This window comes from Mesorhizobium sp. M7A.F.Ca.US.011.01.1.1 (genome assembly GCF_003998295.1).
Classification (GTDB): Bacteria; Pseudomonadota; Alphaproteobacteria; order Rhizobiales; family Rhizobiaceae; genus Mesorhizobium.
The window spans coordinates 1-17,655 of sequence record NZ_RZRT01000086.1; the positions used below are offsets into that span (position 1 = coordinate 1).

22 protein-coding genes are annotated in these 17,655 nt (G+C 63.4%); 16 read left to right on the top strand and 6 right to left on the bottom strand.

All coding sequences use genetic code 11. From position 1 onward, the window contains the following. The first annotated feature begins 293 nt into the window (after positions 1 to 293). From EOA13_RS34360 to leuC, 4 genes are all read left to right on the top strand, one after another. Positions 294 to 1,091, top strand: a complete 798-nt coding sequence (locus EOA13_RS34360; RefSeq protein ID WP_127297670.1) for a transporter substrate-binding domain-containing protein — start codon at positions 294 to 296, stop codon at positions 1,089 to 1,091. Positions 1,092 to 1,300: 209 nt separating this feature from the next. Next, positions 1,301 to 2,113 (top strand): amino acid ABC transporter permease, encoded by an 813-nt coding sequence (locus tag EOA13_RS34370; RefSeq protein ID WP_127297672.1) that lies wholly within the window; start codon positions 1,301 to 1,303, stop codon positions 2,111 to 2,113. 55 nt (positions 2,114 to 2,168) lie between these two features. Beyond that, the gene (locus EOA13_RS34375; RefSeq protein WP_127297673.1) at positions 2,169 to 2,804 is read left to right on the top strand and encodes a class I SAM-dependent methyltransferase; all 636 of its coding nucleotides are present in this window, start codon (positions 2,169 to 2,171) and stop codon (positions 2,802 to 2,804) included. 549 nt (positions 2,805 to 3,353) lie between these two features. Then, positions 3,354 to 4,763: a 3-isopropylmalate dehydratase large subunit gene (leuC, locus tag EOA13_RS34390; RefSeq protein WP_127297674.1), complete on the top strand. Its 1,410-nt coding sequence runs from the start codon at positions 3,354 to 3,356 to the stop codon at positions 4,761 to 4,763. Between the two features lie 165 nt (positions 4,764 to 4,928). On the opposite strand, the gene EOA13_RS34400 is transcribed toward leuC, so the two are convergent. Further along, the gene (locus EOA13_RS34400; protein ID WP_127267369.1) at positions 4,929 to 5,246 is read right to left on the bottom strand and encodes a hypothetical protein; all 318 of its coding nucleotides are present in this window, start codon (positions 5,244 to 5,246) and stop codon (positions 4,929 to 4,931) included. A 158-nt stretch (positions 5,247 to 5,404) separates the two neighbouring features. On the opposite strand from EOA13_RS34400, the gene EOA13_RS34405 reads away from it, so the two are divergent. Further along, complete coding sequence (locus EOA13_RS34405) at positions 5,405 to 6,601, top strand: GGDEF domain-containing protein (RefSeq protein ID WP_127297675.1); 1,197 nt, start codon at positions 5,405 to 5,407, stop codon at positions 6,599 to 6,601. A gap of 75 nt (positions 6,602 to 6,676) precedes the next feature. Continuing rightward, a complete protein-coding gene (locus EOA13_RS34410; RefSeq protein ID WP_127297676.1) occupies positions 6,677 to 7,885 on the top strand; it encodes a GGDEF domain-containing protein in 1,209 nt (402 codons plus the stop codon). Here the strand turns inward: EOA13_RS34410 and EOA13_RS34415 are convergent. Further along, a complete protein-coding gene (locus EOA13_RS34415) occupies positions 7,869 to 8,231 on the bottom strand; it encodes a hypothetical protein (RefSeq protein WP_127297677.1) in 363 nt (120 codons plus the stop codon). The two genes, EOA13_RS34410 and EOA13_RS34415, sit on opposite strands and share 17 nt — an antisense overlap. Positions 8,232 to 8,493: 262 nt before the next feature. Between EOA13_RS34415 and EOA13_RS34420 the strand changes: the two genes are divergently transcribed. The 6 genes from EOA13_RS34420 to EOA13_RS34445 all read left to right on the top strand — a co-directional run bounded on the left by EOA13_RS34420 (position 8,494) and on the right by EOA13_RS34445 (position 13,301). Continuing rightward, positions 8,494 to 8,922 carry a hypothetical protein gene (locus EOA13_RS34420; RefSeq protein WP_127297678.1) on the top strand — a complete coding sequence of 143 codons (429 nt, stop codon included), beginning with the start codon at positions 8,494 to 8,496 and terminating at the stop codon, positions 8,920 to 8,922. A 260-nt stretch (positions 8,923 to 9,182) separates the two neighbouring features. Then, on the top strand, positions 9,183 to 9,602 hold the full coding sequence (gene sdhC / locus EOA13_RS34425) for a succinate dehydrogenase, cytochrome b556 subunit (RefSeq protein WP_127297679.1): 420 nt from the start codon (positions 9,183 to 9,185) through the stop codon (positions 9,600 to 9,602). 2 nt (positions 9,603 to 9,604) lie between these two features. Next, positions 9,605 to 10,000: a succinate dehydrogenase, hydrophobic membrane anchor protein gene (gene sdhD / locus EOA13_RS34430; protein WP_127297680.1), complete on the top strand. Its 396-nt coding sequence runs from the start codon at positions 9,605 to 9,607 to the stop codon at positions 9,998 to 10,000. A gap of 1 nt (position 10,001) precedes the next feature. Continuing rightward, complete coding sequence (gene sdhA, locus EOA13_RS34435; protein ID WP_127297681.1) at positions 10,002 to 11,837, top strand: succinate dehydrogenase flavoprotein subunit; 1,836 nt, start codon at positions 10,002 to 10,004, stop codon at positions 11,835 to 11,837. Between the two features lie 9 nt (positions 11,838 to 11,846). After that, positions 11,847 to 12,626, top strand: coding sequence for a succinate dehydrogenase iron-sulfur subunit (locus tag EOA13_RS34440; RefSeq protein WP_013528877.1), 780 nt, complete (start codon positions 11,847 to 11,849; stop codon positions 12,624 to 12,626). Between the two features lie 33 nt (positions 12,627 to 12,659). Next, the gene (locus tag EOA13_RS34445; RefSeq protein ID WP_127297682.1) at positions 12,660 to 13,301 is read left to right on the top strand and encodes a DUF480 domain-containing protein; all 642 of its coding nucleotides are present in this window, start codon (positions 12,660 to 12,662) and stop codon (positions 13,299 to 13,301) included. A gap of 2 nt (positions 13,302 to 13,303) precedes the next feature. Here the strand turns inward: EOA13_RS34445 and EOA13_RS34450 are convergent, their stop codons facing one another. From EOA13_RS34450 to EOA13_RS34460, 3 genes are read right to left on the bottom strand one after another with little or no spacing between them, the layout of a single operon-like run. After that, on the bottom strand, positions 13,304 to 13,843 hold the full coding sequence (locus EOA13_RS34450; protein ID WP_127297683.1) for a hypothetical protein: 540 nt from the start codon (positions 13,841 to 13,843) through the stop codon (positions 13,304 to 13,306). Next, positions 13,837 to 14,190: a hypothetical protein gene (locus EOA13_RS34455; protein ID WP_127297684.1), complete on the bottom strand. Its 354-nt coding sequence runs from the start codon at positions 14,188 to 14,190 to the stop codon at positions 13,837 to 13,839. The genes EOA13_RS34450 and EOA13_RS34455 overlap by 7 nt, the downstream gene beginning before the upstream one ends. Then, a complete protein-coding gene (locus EOA13_RS34460) occupies positions 14,187 to 14,339 on the bottom strand; it encodes a hypothetical protein (RefSeq protein ID WP_127297685.1) in 153 nt (50 codons plus the stop codon). Before EOA13_RS34460 ends, EOA13_RS34455 begins: the two co-directional genes overlap by 4 nt. Positions 14,340 to 14,527: 188 nt before the next feature. On the opposite strand from EOA13_RS34460, the gene EOA13_RS34465 reads away from it, so the two are divergent. Further along, positions 14,528 to 15,499, top strand: a complete 972-nt coding sequence (locus EOA13_RS34465; protein WP_245490569.1) for an AraC family transcriptional regulator — start codon at positions 14,528 to 14,530, stop codon at positions 15,497 to 15,499. Positions 15,500 to 15,553: 54 nt separating this feature from the next. Here EOA13_RS34465 and EOA13_RS34470 read toward each other — a convergent pair whose 3' ends face one another. After that, positions 15,554 to 15,979 (bottom strand): OsmC family protein, encoded by a 426-nt coding sequence (locus EOA13_RS34470; protein ID WP_127297687.1) that lies wholly within the window; start codon positions 15,977 to 15,979, stop codon positions 15,554 to 15,556. Between the two features lie 219 nt (positions 15,980 to 16,198). On the opposite strand from EOA13_RS34470, the gene EOA13_RS34475 reads away from it, so the two are divergent. The 3 genes from EOA13_RS34475 (at position 16,199) to EOA13_RS34485 (ending at position 17,441) form a co-directional block, all read left to right on the top strand. Next, a complete protein-coding gene (locus tag EOA13_RS34475; RefSeq protein WP_127297688.1) occupies positions 16,199 to 16,420 on the top strand; it encodes a hypothetical protein in 222 nt (73 codons plus the stop codon). Next, on the top strand, positions 16,417 to 16,773 hold the full coding sequence (locus tag EOA13_RS34480) for a YciI family protein (protein WP_127297689.1): 357 nt from the start codon (positions 16,417 to 16,419) through the stop codon (positions 16,771 to 16,773). Before EOA13_RS34475 ends, EOA13_RS34480 begins: the two co-directional genes overlap by 4 nt. A 140-nt stretch (positions 16,774 to 16,913) precedes the next feature. Further along, the gene (locus EOA13_RS34485; RefSeq protein WP_127297690.1) at positions 16,914 to 17,441 is read left to right on the top strand and encodes a hypothetical protein; all 528 of its coding nucleotides are present in this window, start codon (positions 16,914 to 16,916) and stop codon (positions 17,439 to 17,441) included. Positions 17,442 to 17,655: the final 214 nt, after the last annotated feature.

A 17,655-nucleotide genomic window follows, 5' to 3' on the forward strand; every position in this document is an offset into this window, starting at 1 on the left:
TTCGCGAAGATCCATCGAATAAGGCTTGCCCATCCATGCTGACCTCCTTGCCCAGCATGAAGGTTGAATCAGATTTGCACGCCTAAGGGAATCCCAAGCCGATTCAGTCTCATTTCATCCCGCTCTAAGGCACGGATCTCACGGAATCTTCCGATTGAGAGCATTGGAATCCGATTTCGCTCCCGGCGACACGGCAGAGCGTCTTGCATGACGCTTGCGGAAAGCTAAAGTCGGCGCCGGATTTTCCTGCAAACCCGGCCATGCCCGGGTCATCAATTCCCGGGGAGTGTGTCATGACCAAATCGAAACTGCTGCTGGCGGGCCTGCTTGCCCTCGTCCTGGCACCCGTTGCCGCCTTCGCGCAGGCGCTTCCCGATCTCGGCGGCAAGAAGGTGGTGGTTGTGACCGAAAACGCCTATCCGCCGCTGCAGTTCATCGATGCCAAGACCGGCAAACAGATCGGCTGGGAATATGACGCGATGAACGAGATCGCCAAGCGGCTCAATTTCACGGTCGAGTACCAGAACACTTCCTGGGACGCGATGATCCAGGCGGTTTCCGACAACCAGTACAACATCGGCATGACCGGCATCACCATCAAGGACGACCGCAAGGAGAAGGTCGATTTCTCCGACCCCTATATGCGCTCGGAACAGTTCATGCTGGTGCGCGGCGGTGAGAGCCGCTTCACCGACGCCAAGACCTTCGGCGCCTTCAAGGACGGGCTGGTCGGCGCGCAGGCGGGCACCACGCCCTTCTACACCGCCGTGTACAGCGTGCTCGACGGCAATGAGCAGAACCCGCGCATCAAACTGTTCGAGACGTTCGGCGCGACCGTGCAGGCACTGAAATCAGGCGACGTCGATGTCGTGCTGACCGACGGCACCGCCGGCAAGGGTTATGTCGATGCCTCCGAAGGCAAGCTGAAGTTGATCGGCGGACCGCTCGGCACCGAGGATTTTGGGTTTATCTTCCCGAAGGGGTCCGACCTGGTGAAACCGGTCAACGCGGCCATCGCGGCGCTGAAGGCCGACGGGACGCTGGATGCGCTCAACAAGAAATGGTTTCTTGATTACAAGATGGGGCAGTAGTTCGCTGACCTCACGCAGACACGGCGCTTGAACACCCCCCTCTGCCCTGCCGGGCATCTCCCCCGCAAGGGGGGAGATCAGCTGTCCGCCCTGCCTTCGCGTACCTCCAGCATTGAAGAAAAGGCGCGGGCATTGAAGCTGCCAATCTCCCTCCTTGCGGGGGAGATGGCCGGCAGGCCAGAGGGGGGTGCCTTGGCGCAATCCTTCTGATGCAGGTCCCTTCCTCTTCCTCCAAAGCCGACTTCCCCTGGTGGCTCGTCGTTGCCGTAACCCTCGCCATCGCGGTGGCCGTCTTCGTCGCCACCAGCAACCTCTATGCCCAGGTGTTCGCCACGGTCGCCAAGGGCATCGGCGTCACCATCTTCGTCACCGTGATCGCCTTCGTGCTGGCGTCGGCCATTGGGCTCGGCATCGCGCTGATGGGAATGTCCGGCTCGCGCTGGCTGCGCCAGATCGCGCGCTTCTATGTCGAGATCATCCGCGGCGTGCCGATCCTGGTGCTGTTGTTCTGGATCGCCTTTGCCGGTGCACCGGCTTTCGTCGCGGCCTGGAACGCGCTGACCGCGCCGCTGCAAAGCGCCGGCCTGTTCGGCGAGCTTTTGGTGCGCGACGTGTCGCTGCTCTGGCGCGCCATCATGGCGCTGACCATCGGCTATTCGGCTTTCATTTCGGAGGTTTTTCGCGCCGGCATTCAGTCGGTGGAGAAGGGCCAGATCGAGGCGGCGAAGGCGCTTGGGCTGACCCGCGCGCAGCGCTTCCGGCTGATCGTGTTCCCACAGGCAATCCGCACCATTCTGCCGCCGCTCGGCAATGATTTCGTCGCCCTGGTCAAGGATTCCTCGCTGGTCTCGGTGCTCGGCGTTGCCGACATCACGCAGATGGGCAAGGTCTATGCCGCCGGCTCCTTTCGCTTCTTCGAGACCTATTCGATAACAGCCTATATCTATCTCATCCTGACCGTCGGGCTGTCGCTGGCGCTCAGGGCGCTGGAGCGGCGGCTGCGCCGCCAGCACGAGGAATAGTTTTTCGGCGAAGGCAGCGCTACGATCCCTGAGCATTCCCGTTGAGGAGGTCCCCATGATCGTCGACAAAGCCAATGCGGCGCTGGATTCCGTCTACACGGCCGACACGCCGGAAGCGCTTGAAGAGGCCTATGCCGCATGGGCCGCGACCTATGACAGCGAGACCGCCTCGCTCGGCTACCTCCTGCCTTTCCTGATCACCGCCTGGGTGGCGCGCCATGTGCCGGCGGGCGATGGCCCCTTGCTCGATGCCGGCTGCGGCACTGGCCTGTCGGGACCGTCGCTGAAGGCGCTCGGTTACCGCGACATTGCGGGGCTCGACCTCTCGCACGATATGCTGAAGATCGCCGGCAGCCGCAATGCCTACAGCGAACTGAAGCAGGCAATGCTGGGCGACACGTTGCCATGGCCTGACGGCCACTTCCGCGCCTTCTTCTCGACCGGCGTGTTCACCATCAGCCATGCGCCGGCCTCTAGCCTGCACGAACTGGTGCGCATCACCCGCAAGGGCGGCCATGCGATCTTCACCGTGCGCGACCAGGTGTTCGAAAGTGGCGGCTTTCAAGCCGTGTTCGATGAGCTGGAGCAAGCTGGGAAATGGCGACCGGTCGAGGAAAGCCCGTGGTTCCGCTGCTATGCGATTGCCGAGCCCGAAGCGCTGGTGAAGACGTTTGTGTTCGAGGTTTTGTGAACTGCGAGTTTGCCGACCTTGGCTCCCTTCCTCTCCCTCCGGAGGGGGGAGAGGTGGCGCTGCGCAGCAGCGACGGAGTGGGGGAAGCCATTGGCCGAACGCGCCGCCACAAGACAGGCAAGAAGACTCAAGCAGGCGGTAATCAGGCGGAAGTATTTGCTTCGGTGAGGGGTCGACCCCCACTCCGTCGAGCTTCGCTCGACACCTCTCCCCCGATCGACGGGGGAGAGGAACGGCGCGAACTCGCCGACCTTGGTGCTCTTCCTCCCCCGAAGGTCTAAGGTGAGGGCGAGGAATCCAGGTTCTGAGAAGAATTGCCGAAAACCCAAAACATTGGTATGAGCCACGCCATGGAAGAGCTTTTTGGCGATCCGGCCTACAAGGGGTTCGTGCTGCAGGACAGGAAACGCCTGCCGTCGCGCTTTTCCGCGCGCGTATCCGGGGCGCTGACCAGCCGACTACCCTAGGCCGACCTGTCCAGGTCGTTTTCGCCGGGCCGCAAGTCAGGCGTCTGCTCTTTCCCATTCTCATATCGACGGATTTACGCACATGAGCGCACCGCGCACCCTCTACGACAAGATTTTCGACGACCATGTCGTCGACCGCCAGGACGACGGCACCTGCCTGCTCTACATCGACCGCCACCTGGTCCATGAAGTGACCAGCCCGCAGGCCTTCGAAGGCCTGCGCATGACCGGCCGTAAAGTCCGGCATCCGGAAAAGACGCTGGCCGTGGTCGATCACAATGTCTCGACCTCGCCCGAGCGCAAGTTCGGCATCAAGAACGAGGAAAGCCGTATCCAGGTCGAGGCGCTGGCCAAGAACGCCAGGGATTTCGGCGTCGAATATTATTCCGAGAACGATATTCGCCAGGGCATCGTCCACATCATCGGTCCGGAGCAGGGCTTTACTCTGCCCGGCATGACCATCGTCTGCGGCGACAGCCACACCTCGACGCATGGCGCTTTCGGCGCGCTGGCGCATGGCATCGGCACGTCCGAGGTCGAGCATGTTCTGGCGACACAGACGCTGATCCAGCGCAAGGCCAAGAACATGCTGGTGCGTGTCGACGGCCAGCTGCCGCAGGGCGTCACCGCCAAGGACATCATCCTGGCCATCATCGGCGAGATCGGCACCGCCGGCGGCACCGGCTATGTCATCGAATATGCCGGCGAGGCGATCCGTGCGCTGTCGATGGAAGGCCGCATGACGATCTGCAACATGTCGATCGAAGGCGGTGCGCGCGCCGGCCTTATCGCCGCCGACGAGACGACCTTCGCCTATGTCAAGGACAAGCCTCGCGCGCCGAAGGGCGCGTCCTGGGATGCGGCACTCGAATACTGGAAGACGCTGCAGTCCGACGAGGGCGCGCATTTCGACAAGGTGATCGTGCTCGATGCGGCCAAGCTGCCGCCGATCGTCTCCTGGGGCTCCTCGCCCGAGGATGTGGTGTCGGTGCAAGGCATCGTGCCGAACCCGGACGACATCGCCGATGAAAACAAGCGCACCTCCAAGCAGCGCGCGCTCGACTATATGGGTCTGACGCCGGGCACCAAGATCACCGACATCACGCTCGACCGCGTCTTCATCGGCTCCTGCACCAATGGCCGTATCGAGGATCTGCGCGCCGTCGCCAAGGTGGTCGAAGGCAAGACGGTCAGCCCGCATGTCGATGCGATGATCGTGCCGGGCTCCGGCCTGGTCAAGGAACAGGCGGAAGCCGAAGGGCTCGACAAGATCTTTGTCGCCGCCGGCTTCGACTGGCGCGAGCCGGGCTGCTCGATGTGCCTTGCCATGAATGACGACCGGCTGAAGCCGCATGAACGCTGCGCCTCGACCTCGAACCGCAATTTCGAGGGCCGGCAGGGCTTCAAGGGCCGCACCCATCTGGTGTCGCCGGCCATGGCGGCGGCGGCGGCGATCGCCGGCCACTTCGTCGACATACGCGAGTGGAAGTAACCCTAAAGCGGTTCAGTGTTTCACGGAAACGTTGAACCGCTCTATCTCTCTGTTTTGACGCAATTCCCAAGGGAAAGCGCTATGCGCTTTTCCCGGGAAAACCGCCTCACACTTTTCCTGGAATTGCTCTGCCGTGAACAGAACCCGAGCCGCGCCCGGCTCGGGTCAGCTCTTTCCGTCGCGGCGGACGAGTTCGTGGAACTCCTCGCGGCGTCCCGGCTGTTCGGCTGCGACCACAAGCGCAAGCTGTTGTTCCTCGAAGAGCTTGAACCATTCGTCCCATTCGACGAGCTCATAACCTCCCGCATTGAGCGGCCGTTCAGGCTGGTCCTGGTCCTGATAGGCATGCTGGCCGAAGACCAGCCTCAACATGGGCTGCGTCCCCGCCTCCGGCGATATGTCGACGATTGCGGGAAAGCCGGCGCGGCCGGCAGCCCACGAGCGGATCGCATCGTGGTCGGTCAGTGTGATCGTGTCGGCCATGGGTCGCTCCAGATTGTGAACGGAGGAACGCTGACTGGGGACTGCGGTTCCCTGACATTATTTTGAGATGGGGGTCCTGCTTGCCGCTTTCGCTTAACCGCTTGTTTGCGCTTGCCCTCTAAACTCTTCCCTGACGTAAGCGGGGAAATACCAGTCGGTTGGACACGGGTCTGCTCATTGCGCTGCTCAACCCGACGATCGCGCTGGCGCTCGGCGCGGCGTTCCTTGTGCTATGGTCCTATCAGCGCCACCGCCCCTATCTGGCCGTTCTGGCGATCAGCTACAGTCTCTCGGCGGCTGGCTTCCTGCTCCAGTATTTCACCTTGCCCATCGGGATGCCGCTGACCAAGCTTACGTCGAACATCTGCTTCACCATCGCTGCCTGCTGTCTGTCCAGCGCCGTCATCCACCGTTATGGCCGCAAGGTGCCCTCTGTGGGGATCGCCGTGTTGGCGGGCGGCGGTCTGGCGTCGTTTTGCTGGTTTCTGTTCGTCGCGCCGGATCTCACCTGGCGCATCCTGGCGATGAATTTCGCTTTCGGCGGTATCAGCCTTCTGGTTGCCGCCGAACTGCGCCCGGTACGCAACAACGGCCCGACCGAAAAAATCCTGTTCGTGCTGTCGCTGCTGTCGGGCGTCAATTTCTTCGTGCGCACCCTTGCCGTCGTCATCGCGCATGGGCCCTTCGCCAGCTATGACGGGTTCTATGGCTCGTCCTACTGGACGACGGCGCTGCTGTCGCACGCGCTGCTCTCGCTGCTCATCGCGCTGTGCCTGTTTTCCGCCGCGGCACTCGACGTGTTGAAGGCATTGAAGACCGAGACCTATACCGACCCCCTGTCGGGCCTGCTCAACCGGCGTGGCTTCGAGGAGCGAGGCATGCGGCTCTTGCAGCACTGCGCCTCGGCCCGGTTCCCGGTCGCGCTGGTGCTGGCCGACCTCGATCACTTCAAGGCGCTCAACGATGTGCATGGGCATGGGGCGGGCGATCGGGTGATCGCGGACTTCGCCGCCAAGCTTCGGTCGGCGGCCGGCGCGCGCGGTGTTGCCGGGCGTATCGGCGGCGAGGAATTCGCGGTGCTGCTGCCCCTCAGCGATCTTGCGGCGGCGCGGCTGTTCGCCGAAGCGGTGCGCACCGTCTATTCGGCCGGCCATGTCGACGGGCTTCCCCAGGGAACGAAGGTGACGGCAAGCTTCGGCGTGGCGGCCCGCAGCGGTGGCGAGGCGCTGGAGCCGCTGATGCGCCGTGCCGACGATGCGCTCTACAAAGCCAAGAAAAACGGCCGTGACAGTGTACGCCTGTCCTATGAGCGGCCGGAAACGGCGTTCCTGCCGGAGCCGCTCAAGACCGGCTGAATCTGTCCGGCCGGGACGGCGTTAACGTCTTCTTCGCCCGTCGATGATTAGCTGTCGGCGCGGGTGCGGGAGAACATGAGCGGCGCCAACTTCATCCTGTTGATCAATCTGTCGGTTGCCGGCCTGCTGGCGGCATCCTTCATGGCGGTCGCCTTCCACGATGTCGGCCGGGCGCCGGCGCGCTGGCTGGCATTTGGCTATCTGCTGGGCATGGCCTATTCGGCCATCGAATTCTCCATTCCCGCTTTTGCCGACGCGCGGCTCCCGGTCGTTGCCGCCTTCGCGGTCTTTCTTGCCGCCACCATTGCGTTCAATGGCGGGCTTGCCCGCAAATACGGCGTGGCGCCGCCCTGGAAGCCGATGCTGTTTTTCCTGTTGGCCACCACCATAGCCGTGTATTTCGTGCAGGACCTGCCTCGCCAGTCGCTCATCCGCATCATGGCTTACCAGCTTCCCTATGCGGTCATGCAGTTCGTCGGGCTGGCCATCGTCTGGTCATCGAGGCAAAAGCTTGCCCGTCTCGATCGCATATTGATGGCCGTGCTGGCGGCGAGCGGCCTCCAGTTTGCCTCCAAGCCGTTTATCGCGCATGCGCTCGGCGGCTGGGGCGCCAATCCGCAGGCCTATCTGCAAAGCAACTACGCGCTGGTGTCGCAATCGCTCGGCACTGTCTTTGCGCTGGCGCTGGCGCTGCTGATGCTGGCCATCCTGGTTCGCGACGTGCTTGCCGAAGTGACGTCGAAGTCGGAGACGGACACGCTTTCGCGCCTGCTCAACCGCGGCGGCTTCACCCGCCATGCCGAGCTGGCGGTGCTTGGCGCGATGCGGCAAGGCGTGCCGGTCGCGCTGGTCATCGCCGACCTCGATCATTTCAAGAGCGTCAACGACAGTTTCGGCCATGCGTCAGGCGACCGGGTGATCGAGATTTTTGCAGGCTTCCTGCGCGAAGCCGCCGCCGCGCATCACGTTGCCGGCCGCATCGGCGGCGAGGAGTTCGCCATCATCCTGCCGGGAACCAACCTTGCCGCGGCGCGGCTGTTCGCCGAGGGCACGCGCAGCGCCTTTGGCGGGCTGCCCATCGACGGGCTGCCCGCTGACAACCGCTGCACCGCGAGCTTCGGCGTCGCCGAACTTCATCCGAGCGAAGACTTTGCCGATCTGATGCGGCGCGCCGACCAGGCGCTCTATCAGGCGAAGAATGCCGGGCGCGATTGCGTGCGCGTCTCCGCCGGGCCTGCCGGCAATTGGTCGTCAGCCGGCATCGAGGCTAGCGGCAGGGGCTGAGCTCGGGCATCTCGCCGTCGGAGAGACCGTACATATAGGAGCGGCCCTTCACCAGCACCGGCGGCCGGTAGCAATCGCTGTATCCGCTGATTTCGTCGGCTTCGTTCTCGTAGATCACCTTGGGCTGGCCGGCGCTGGTGTAGTCGGAAAGCTGCTTGGCCAGCCTGCCTTCGCCGACGATGATGCGCTTGTAGCCAGCGGCGCTGTCGACGACGAGGTTGCCGAAGGAATCGGCGTAGACGCGATCCTGATGCCGCGCGCCGGCAAGCGCTGGCGCTGCAAGGCCGACGACCGAGGCCGTCACGATGAGCGCCGCAAGGCGCGATCTGCCCGAATTCGAACGCATGGCGTCCTCCGTGTCTTGAGGGAAAGCCTCCTCGAATCAGAAATTAACGTTTTCTTAACCTTTGTTAAGAGGCCGGCGCGTTTAGCGGCAATGTCTCGGTAAACATGGTTAATATCCGTTAATATCCGACTGGATGGAAAACCTGGTGGCCATCATTCGGCCATGCTCGGCCGCACCATCGCGGCTGGTGTCCGTTTCGGCGTCGGATGACCTTTATCTTGGCAAAGCATCGCGGCTGGTTTGCCGCGCGGGAGGACAGCATATGGCGCTACGCCGGCCGATTTGGGTGTCCGTTTTCCCGTTGCTCGGTGTCGTCGCTGCCTGTGTGCCGCAGGACAGCGCGCCGAAGGCGGCCAATACCGTCGTCGTCTCACCTGCACCGGCTCAGCAGTCCGTCGCAGCCGCGGCGCCTCCGGCAGCTGCAACCAAGATCATCACCGACCTTACCGTGCCTCGGTCGGGCATAGGCGCGGCCACCTACAGATGCGGCAACAACGGTATGATTTCCATCCAAAATCTCGGTACATCGTTGCGTGTGGTCGGGTCCGACGGCGCGACCGAGGAGTTTGCGGCGTCGCCCGCCAACCAGAGCAGCCGCTACCAGGCGGTCACGCATGACGCAATCGTGATCGACGGACGCGAGGCGTTGGTGATGAAGAAGGGGTCGACGCCGCAGACCTGCAAACGCTGACGCCAATCTCAACATCGCTGAGCCCTTGGGCCAGACATGTTGCACTGCAGCGATATCGAGCCGGCTTCGGGCCTCCCGGCCTAATCGATTGAAGCCCAAGCAGGCCTTTTAGTCAGACTAAATTACGTTTTCGAAACGGTTTTCTGGCTTTGACGCGGTGCAAAAAGAGCATTAGAAACCGGCTGTCCGAAGTCGCAACCGGAAGCGGCAATGCCGCATTTCCACCTGAGGCTCCAGAGAGACGCCGAACTGGGGGAGCCATGAGCAAATCACCAGCCACCCGCGAATTTGTCAGACGTGAACGGCCGATTTCGCCGCACCTCACCGTGTACCGGCCGCCGATCACCATGACGATGTCGATCATTCACCGCATCACCGGTGGCGCGCTGTATTTCGGCACGCTGCTGGTCACCCTGTGGCTGATGGCGGCGGCAAGCTCGCAGGCGACCTTCGATTGGGCCAATTGGGCCTTCGGCACCTGGCTCGGCCGGCTCATCCTGTTCGGCTACACCTGGGCGCTGATGCACCATATGCTGGGTGGCGTGCGCCATCTGATCTGGGACACCGGCGCGGGCCTGGAGAAGCATACCGCCTCGAAGATCGCCTGGGCGACGCTGGCCGGCTCGATCCTGCTCACGCTGCTGATCTGGATCGCCGGCACTATGGCGCGGGGAGCCTGATCATGAGCGGCAAAAACACCGACATGCGCACGCCGCTGGCGAGGGTCCGCGGCCTCGGCTCCGCCCGTGAGGGCACCGGGCATTTCTGGCGCCAACGCCTCACCGCGATCGCCAACATCCCGCTGATCCTGTTCTTCGTCGGCTTCCTGATCGCGCTCAACGGCGCCGATCACGAACATGTGCGGACAGCCCTGGCCAACCCGTTCGTGGCGCTGGTGATCGCCCTGGTGCTCATCTCCGGGCTCATCCATATGCGGATCGGCATGCAGGTGATCATCGAGGATTACGTGCATGGCGAAGGCATGAAGCTGGCGCTGATCGCGCTCAATACGTTTTTCACCATAGCGGTCGGCGTCGCCTCGATCTTCGCCCTGCTCAAGCTGGCATTCGGAGGCTGAGTTGGCCAAGGACGCGAAACAAGCCAACAGCGCTGGCTATACTTGTGTCGACCACAAGTTCGACGTGGTGGTCGTTGGCGCCGGCGGCGCCGGCCTGCGCGCCACGCTCGGCATGGCCGAACAGGGCCTGCGCACCGCCTGCATCAGCAAGGTGTTCCCGACCCGCTCGCACACGGTGGCGGCGCAAGGCGGCATTGCCGCCTCGCTGTCCAACATGGGTCCCGATTCCTGGCAGTGGCACATGTACGACACCGTCAAGGGCTCGGACTGGCTGGGCGATGTCGACGCCATGGAATATCTGGTGCGCGAAGCGCCGGCCGCGGTCTACGAACTCGAACATTACGGCGTGCCGTTTTCGCGCACCGATGAGGGCAAGATCTACCAGCGGCCGTTCGGCGGCCACATGATGAACTATGGCGACGGCCCGCCGGTGCAGCGCACCTGTGCCGCCGCCGACCGCACCGGCCACGCCATCCTGCACACGCTCTACGGCCAGTCGCTGAAGAACAACGCGCAGTTCTTCATCGAGTATTTCGCGCTCGACCTGATCATGGAGCCGGACGGCACCTGCACCGGCGTCGTCGCCTGGAACCTCGATGACGGCACCATCCATCGTTTCTCCGCCAAGATGGTGGTGCTGGCGACCGGCGGCTATGGCCGCACCTATTTCTCGGCCACCTCGGCGCACACCTGCACCGGCGACGGCGGCGGCATGGCCGCGCGTGCCGGCTTTCCGCTCCAGGACATGGAGTTCGTGCAGTTCCACCCGACCGGCATCTATGGCGCCGGCTGCCTGATCACCGAGGGCGCACGCGGCGAGGGCGGCTATCTCGTCAACTCCGAGGGCGAGCGCTTCATGGAGCGCTACGCGCCGTCGGCCAAGGACCTTGCCTCGCGCGACGTCGTCTCGCGCTGCATGACGCTGGAAATCCGCGAGGGTCGCGGCGTCGGCAAGAACAAGGACCACATCTTCCTGCATCTCGACCATCTCGATCCCGCCGTCCTGCATGAGCGGCTGCCGGGCATTTCGGAATCGGCCAAGATCTTTGCCGGCGTCGACCTGACCAAGGAGCCGATCCCGGTGCTGCCCACGGTCCACTACAATATGGGCGGCGTGCCGACCAATTACTGGGGCGAGGTGCTCAATCCGACGGCGCTCAATCCCGACCAGGTGTCGCCGGGATTGATGGCTGTCGGCGAAGCCGGCTGTGCCTCCGTGCATGGCGCCAATCGGCTCGGTTCGAATTCGCTGATCGATCTTGTGGTGTTCGGCCGCGCGGCCGCGATCCGCGCCGGCCAGGTCATCGACCGCAAGTCGGCGATCCCCTCGCCCAACGAAGCCTCGGTCGAAAAGATCATGGACCGCTTCGACCGGCTCCGCCACGCCAACGGCTCGACGCCGACAGCGGTGCTGCGCGAGAAGATGCAGAAGGCGATGCAGGAAGACGCGGCGGTGTTCCGCACGCAGGAATCGCTGGAGAGCGGCTGCAAGCGCATTTCGCAGCTCTGGGGCGAGTTGAAGGACATCAAAGTGTCCGACCGCTCGATGATCTGGAACTCCGATCTGGTCGAGACGCTGGAGCTGGAAAACCTGATGGCCAATGCCATCACCACGGTCTACAGCGCCGAGGCGCGCAAGGAGAGCCGTGGCGCACACGCACGCGAGGACTTTTCGGCGCGCGACGACGCGGTCTGGCGCAAGCATACGCTGGCCAGGCTGAGCGAAGACGGCAAGGTGACGCTCTCCTACCGGCCGGTGCACACCGAGCCGCAGCTGGCTGAAAAGGACGGCGGCATCAGCCTCGCCAAGATCGCGCCCAAGGCCAGAGTGTATTGAGGATCGAACATGGTTGAACTCACGCTCCCGAAGAATTCGCAGATCAAGCCGGGGAAGACCTGGCCGAAGCCGGAGGGCGCCACCAATCTGCGGGAATACCGCATCTACCGCTGGTCGCCGGACGATGACGAGAACCCGCGCATCGACACCTATTTCGTCGACATGGACGACTGCGGGCCGATGGTGCTCGACGCGCTGCTGTGGATCAAGAACAAGATCGACCCGACACTGACCTTGCGGCGTTCCTGCCGCGAAGGCATTTGCGGCTCCTGCGCCATGAACATCGACGGTTCCAACACGCTCGCCTGCACCAAGGGCTGCGACGACATTTCCGGCGCGGTAAAAGTCTACCCGCTGCCGCATATGCAGGTGGTGAAGGACCTTGTGCCGGACCTCACCAATTTCTACGCCCAGCACGCGTCGATCCAGCCCTGGCTGAAGACGGTGTCGCCGGAGCCGGCCAAGGAGTGGCTGCAGAGCCATGAGGACCGCGAGAAGCTCGACGGGCTCTACGAATGCATATTGTGCGCCTGCTGCTCGACCTCGTGCCCGAGCTATTGGTGGAACGGCGACCGGTATCTCGGTCCGGCAACGCTCTTGCAGGCCTATCGCTGGCTAATCGATAGCCGCGACGAGGCCACCGGCGAGCGGCTCGACAACCTCGAAGATCCGTTCCGGCTCTATCGCTGCCACACCATCATGAACTGCGCGCAGACCTGCCCCAAGGGCCTCAACCCGGCCAAGGCGATCGCCGAGATCAAGAAGATGATGGTGGAGCGGCGGGTTTAGGCTGGCGGTCGGTTGCTGGCGAAAGCAAATCCAATGAGCGATGACCTTCCCATCCTTTCCCCGGTAGAAGCCCGTGTGCTCGGCTGCCTGATCGAGAAGAAGGAGCTGACGCCGGATGTCTATCCGCTGACGCTGAATTCAGCACTGGCCGCCGCCAACCAGAAGACGGCGCGCGAGCCGGTGATGGCGCTGGAGCAGACCGAGGTGCATCGGGGGCTGAAGCTGCTCGAACAAAAGGGGCTGGTGAGGCAGATGTTCGGCTCGCGCGTCGAGCGCTACGAGCACCAGATGGCGCAGCGCTTCTCGCTGACCACGCCGCAGACCGCTTTGATCGGCCTGCTGTTGCTGCGCGGGCCGCAGACGGCCCATGAATTGTCAGCGCGCACCGAGCGCATGGCGCGGTTCTCATCGATCGAAGATCTGCGCGCCGAACTCGACATGCTGATCGGTCGTCGGCCGCCACTCATCCAGGAAATCCCGCGAGGACCAGGCCAGCGCGAAGACCGCTACGTTCATCTGCTGAGCGGGACACCGCAGATTGCAGCCATCGCCATGCACCAGGCCCCGTCGGCCGCCTCATCGGCCTCCGGCCTCGAAGAGCGCATCAGCGCCCTTGAGGAGGAGGTTGCGAGGCTGCGCGCCCGCATCGAGGCGCTGACCGGCGAAGACCGCTAGGCTCACCTTCTGCTGTAAACACCGCTCGCTTCGCCGGCGGGGTCGATCAGCCGCAACTGACTGCCGTCCAGTTGCCAGCGCAATGAAATCGGCTTCAGGTCGCCCGGCTTGAATTTCCACAGGCCCGTCAGGTCGGGCCGGCAGCCATTGACGGTTTTGTAGGTTCCCGCCGTCGGCGTGAAGACCAAGGTCGCGCCGTGCACCGAGGCCTTGCCGGTTTTCAGCGTCAGTGACCGGACCTGGCCGCAGCCGTCGACCAGCGACGACTGGAACAGCGCATAGTATGTGCGCCCGTCAGCGCCGAAGGTGAAGGTGATGCTGCCGCCGCTGCCCGGCTCGCAGGTGCTGAACGTGTCGCAGTAATTGCCGCTGGCGACAGCGAAAGCCCATTTGCCGACCAGTGCCCCCGGCATCGCGCCGAGGCGGGAGCGTGTCGTCGGTCCTTTGCCTTGGCCGTAAGCGCCGCCGGCGCTGAAGGCCAGCCAGCCTGCAAAGCCGACAAGTGCGGCCCGGCAGGCGTGGTGTGAAGAGGCCCTCAACATCCCTTGCTCGCGACAAGCTGTTTCAGATAGGCAAGCCGTGTGGCGATGACGTTGTTGACGATCGCCATTTTTCCCGCAGGCGCCATACCGCCATATTTCTTGGGTGCCGGCCCGTGATTCTTGGCCTCCTCATAGTTGGCCATTGATTGCCGCAGCTCGGTGCAGGACATCGAGGCATATTTCGCCTGTTCCTGTGGGCTGATGACGCCCGACTGCGCCAAGCCGACGGAATTGGCCGCCGCCATGCCGGCCATGCCGACGACCGCCGATACCGGGTTGAGGCCGACGCAGCCGGACAGGCCGAGGCACAGCAGCGGAGCTGCCAGCAACGTGTATCTCGTGCTCATGGGCGACGCTCCCCGGCACGCAGCGGCCGCTTCGGGTCGCAATGGTCGGCGACGGTTCCGCCGAGAGCGATGGACAGCAGATAGACGCGTGGATTGAAGCCCGCCGAGGCGCGCCCCGACAGCGTCCTGAACAATTGCAAATGATACATCGAACCCCCCTTGTGGTTGTTTGCGATGCGCCTTCCGATCGGAAGCGCGCCGCAAACTAGGTCCGGCAAAAGCGGACAGCTTGGACGCAGCGGCTCTAAAAACGGCCCAAACGGCCCTGTATTGACGTTTTCAGAGCCGCGGCGCATATCACCGCGCCTCTACTTGACCTGAGGCATGGGGGATGCCGATGACGGCGACGATGGGGCCAACCGCCTCGTTCAGGCTGATGACGGACGCGCTTCCGGAGCGGGATCGTGTCGAGATCATGCGCGAAGTCTATGGCCGCACGGTGCTCAAGGTCGACCTTGATCCGCTTGGGCCGACGCAGGTCGATATGCGGGTGCGCGCGCTGCCCGGCCTCGGCATCGCCACGGGCACCTGCTCGGAATTCCGCGTCCATCATTCGACGCCGCTGATCGACAGCGACGATCTCGTCCTCCTGGTCGCCCTCGATGGCGCGAGCGTCATGAAGCATCGCGGCCGCGAGGAGCCGGTCGGCAATGGCCAGGCGTTGATGATGAGCGGCGAAGAGGTCGGCCTCAATGTCATCCAGCCCGGCGGTCTTCGCTTCGTCAATATGAGCTTCTCGCTGAGAGCGCTTTCACCGCTGATCGGCGACCCGGCCCCGGCGCTGATGCAGCCGCTACCAACCAGCGGCGGGGCGATGCGGCTGTTGCTCGACTATGTGCAGTCGATACAGGATGCCGGCGACGTACTGACGCCGGAGGCCTGGCATCTGGCGACGACGCATATTTTCGATCTCGTCGCTCTGACCATGGGCGCAACCCGAGACGCGGCGGAAATCGCTCGGGGCCGAGGTGTGCGCGTGGCGCGGCTGCGCGCCATCAAGGCCGACATAACAGCCCATAGCGGGCATGGCGACCTGTCTGCCGAAGACATCGCTCGCCGTCACCGCCTTTCCGCCCGCTACATCAGGAAGCTGTTCGAGGGCGAAGGCACGTCGCTGTCGGATTTCATGCTGTGTCAACGCCTGCTGCGCGCGCACCGCATGCTCGGCGATCCGCGCCATGCCGGCCGCAGCATCACGGCGATCGCCTTCGAGGCGGGCTTCAACGACCTGTCCTATTTCAATCGGGCGTTCCGCCGACGCTATGACGCGACGCCGTCGGATGTGCGGGCGGCCGCGTTGCGGACCTGATCCGTAACGGGAAACGCCGGCCCTGAGGCCGGCGCTGGCAGTCGAGCGGTTCTCTCAGCCGAGCCTGGCGTCGAGCGATACGTTTATGGCGCCGAGCGCCTTCGAGACCGGGCATCCGGCCTTGGCTTTTTCAGCCAACTCCCCAAATTTCGTCGCATCAATGCCCGGCACCTTGCCGACCACGGTGAGGGCGCTGCCGGTGATCCCCGTGCCGGGAACCAGCGTCACCACGGCCTTGGCATCGAGTTCGGTGGCAGGCGTGCCATTCTCGGCCAGGAAATGCGAAAACTGCATGGCAAAGCAGCCGGCATGCGCCGCCGCGATCAGCTCTTCAGGGTTGGTGCCGGATTTGCCACTCTCGTCCTCGAAGCGCGCCTTGAACGAATAGGGCGTGCCTTTCAGGGTCCCGCTCTGGGTGTCGAGCGTGCCTGTGCCCCCTTTCAGATCGCCTTTCCAGATGGCGTTTGCGGTGCGGTCCATGAATTCCTCCTTGTTACAGCGGTGGCGCCGGCCAGGCGGCGTTCCTCCCAACTATAGCGCGGGCGCGAGGGAAGGCCACCGCGCTGTTTGCGCGCGCATGCAGCGCCGGCGGATCGCGCCGAATCTTTTTCGAAAAAATGTGCGTGCAAAAATGTCGACTTGCATCGGCCCCGACCGTCCTGCGGGGACCACGGATTCTCGTGGCGGATGGAGGTTCGGATGAACAATCTGTTTTCTGCCCATTGGACAAGCACCGGCCGAAGGGCTGATCTAGGGGAAAGCGACCCGCTGCATGTGCCGCCCTCCGGCTTCGGCCGGCTGCTTGCGGCAGTTGCCATTATCGGCATTGCGGTCAGCCTTCTCGATCATGTTGCTGCCGGCAAGGACTCAACCGATATCGTGATCGCCTATGGTTCGTCACAGCAAGGGAGCTGGAAATGAGATATGTCTGTCTGGTCTATGGCGAGGAAAAAGACCTCCATGCCATGACGCCGGAGCGTCTGGCCAAGCTCGATGCCGATTCCATGGCTCACGACCGGTCATTGGATCGGCGTGGGATGCTGATCGTCGCACAGGCGCTGCAATCAGTGAAAACAGCCAGAACCGTGCGGCGACGCCAAGGCAAGCGGCTGATCACCGACGGCCCGTTCGCCGAAACCAAGGAACAGTTGCTTGGCTTCGTCATGATCGAGGCCGACAATCTCGACCAGGCGCTGGAGATCGCCGGCGAGATCCCGCTGGCCGAAATAGGCACTATCGAGGTACGGGCGATCTACGATGTGCCGGGGTCATAGCCCCCGACATGTGCTACAGCCACGCGGAAACCAAGACATTCGACTGAACGATCGTCCTGGCTCATTTCGTGCGCAACTTTTGCGTGTTGAAGCAAGGCGAGAGTTCTCCTATCGTCGCCGGGGTTCTTGGGGATTTCGACATGCCTTTCCTGATTGCTCTCCTTGGCGTGATGGGCGCGGCGGCGTTCTGGTGGTACCGGATGAAGGCAATGAACGACGCGGCTCGTGAGGTTGCGGACGTTGTCGGGCGCGTACAGGGCAACATCCGCCGCAAGAAGCTGCGCAAGCAGGCGGCGCTGTCGCCGCTGACGGCGATCGATGATCCGGTCGTAGCGGCGGCTACGCTGATCACATCGATCGTCTCCGAGGATGGGCCCATCCTGCCGCAGCGCGAGGCCGTCATCCGCGCCGTGATTTCCGAGATCGCCGACAAGAAGAAAACGGACGAAGCGGTGGTCTACGCCAAATGGGCGGCGTCACAGATCGACGACACCACAATCGTCATCGACAAGCTGGCGCCGTTCCTGCGCGAGCGTTTGGATGTCGCCGAGCGAAACGATCTGCTGCAGATGGTCAACCGCGCCGCCCAGGGCGGCGAGAAACGCCTCGAAATATCCGACCAGAGGATATTGCGGCTGCGGCAGAAGCTGGGTTTTGAGGTCAATTGATCGCATACCTTGGCGATTGGCGGAAACGCCCATCGCTTTCGTCATCCTGGGCGGAGCAAGGAGCGAAGCGACGCGGCGCAGACCCCGGGATCCTGTGTGTTGTTCCCATGCTATGTCTGAAGTGGGAAGGAGACCGAGGGGATCCTGGTCGTCCTTTCGAGGACAGGCCGTGGCATGGCTCGGTCCCTTCCCACCGGTGAACCATCAACCTGAA